Annotated in this window: 2 protein-coding genes; one reads left to right on the top strand and one right to left on the bottom strand. The window is 64.4% G+C overall.

From position 1 onward, the window contains the following. The first annotated feature begins 73 nt into the window (after positions 1-73). On the top strand, positions 74-1,390 hold the full coding sequence (locus AC4FAH_RS10765) for an Nramp family divalent metal transporter (RefSeq protein WP_240548686.1): 1,317 nt from the start codon (positions 74-76) through the stop codon (positions 1,388-1,390). Between the two features lie 89 nt (positions 1,391-1,479). Here AC4FAH_RS10765 and AC4FAH_RS10760 read toward each other — a convergent pair. After that, the coding region (locus AC4FAH_RS10760; protein ID WP_490246013.1) for a response regulator transcription factor at positions 1,480-1,728 on the bottom strand (249 nt) is incomplete at its 5' end.

Here is a 1,728-nt window from a genome sequence, read left to right as displayed (position 1 = left end):
CATAGCCTCCCGCATATTTCTTTATCTGTTCGCGGGTCATTGATCTGGCAGGTTTCCCCCCATGCTGAATGTCATGTCCGATAAATCCGTACGTCATGCCGCAAGCATGTCACTGGGCAGCGAAGGCGACGCCTCTGCTGCCGGTGGTGCGCACACAGCTTCCCCTGTCCGTCTTGCTGGCCGCCTGCGCCGCGCCTTGCCATTCCTCGGCCCGGCGATGATCGCCGCCGTCGCCTATATCGACCCGGGCAACTTCGCGACCAACATCGAGGCCGGCTCCCGCTATGGCTACACCCTGCTGTGGGTGGTGCTGTGGGCCAACCTGATGGCGATGCTGATCCAGACCCTGTCCGCGCGGCTGGGGCTGGCGACCGGCAAGAATCTGGCCGAGGTCATCCGTGAACGCTTCCCGCGTCCGGTGGTGTGGGCCTTCTGGGTGCAGGCGGAGATCGTCGCCATCGCCACCGATCTGGCCGAATTCCTGGGGGCGGCGCTGGCCTTCAATCTGCTGTTCGGGCTCAGCATGCTGGAAGGGGCGCTGCTGACCGGCGCCATCACCTATGCGGTGCTGGTGATGCAGCGTTTCGGCTTCCGCATGATGGAAATGATCATCGGCGCGATGATTCTGGCGGTCTCGGCGGGCTTCCTGCTCGAGATCATTCTCAGCCGTCCGCCGGTGGAGCCGATCATCTACGGTCTGCTGTCGCCGAACTTCCCGGATAGCCACGCCATCTTCCTGGCGGCGGGTATCCTCGGTGCCACCGTGATGCCCCACGTCATCTACCTGCACTCGGCACTGTCCCAGAATCGCATCCGGGTGCGTGACAGCGGTCAGCGTCGTCGCGTGATGGGCTACTACCGGCTGGATGTCATCATCGGCATGGCGCTGGCAGGGCTGATCAACATGGCGATGCTGGTACTGGCCGCCAAGGTCTTCCACGGCAACGGCGAGACCGGCGTGGCCTCCATCACCGAGAGCTACAAGCTGCTGTCGCCGCTGATGGGTCAGGATGCGGCGAGTCTCATCTTCGGCTTCACGCTGCTGCTGGCGGGACTGTCCTCGTCCATCGTCGGCACCCTGTCCGGTCAGGTGGTGATGCAGGGCTTCGTCAACTTCCGCATTCCGATGTGGCTGCGCCGCGTGATCACCATGGCGCCGGCCATCGCCATCATCCTGATGGAGCTGCCGGAGCAGCAGGTGCTGGTCGCAAGCCAGGTGGTACTCAGCTTCGGGATTCCCTTCGCGCTGGTGCCGCTGTTGATGTTCACCGCCAACCGCCGCCTGATGGGGGATCTGGTCAATCGTCACTGGGTGACGGCCATCGGGGTGCTGGTCGCGGCGATCATCATCCTGCTCAATGGCTATGTGCTGGTCGGCGAGCTGATGTAGGCTCCATGCTTTATGCCCCAGTTCCTATGCCCTTGTGAGAGGTAAAAGCCCTGCCGGTGGCAGGCCCTCGCAACGCCCCGCTGTGTGCCTCACTCGTGAGCGCCCCGGCGGGGCGTTGCGCGTTGTGGGGCGGCAGGGGGCGCGCTCGCACTGGACACGGCAGGCAGGGAGTGGCTGGCCAGCAGAATCGCCTGTACCCGGCTGGCGACCCCCAGCTTGTGCAGGATGGCGGAGACATGCGACTTGACGGTGGTCTCCGCCACGCCCAGCTGCCAGGCGATCATCTTGTTGGATTCGCCCAGCACCATGCGCTCCAGCACGCCGCGCTGCTTGGTGGT

It is taken from the genome of Cobetia sp., from assembly GCF_983723665.1.
Note: the sequence above shows the minus strand (reverse complement) of the source record. Positions and strands in the feature narration are given on the sequence as shown.

Coding starts and splice junctions, on each gene's coding strand:
- AC4FAH_RS10765 (WP_240548686.1), top strand. CDS start 74: ATGTCCGATAAATCCGTACGTCATGCCGCAAGCATGTCACTGGGCAGC.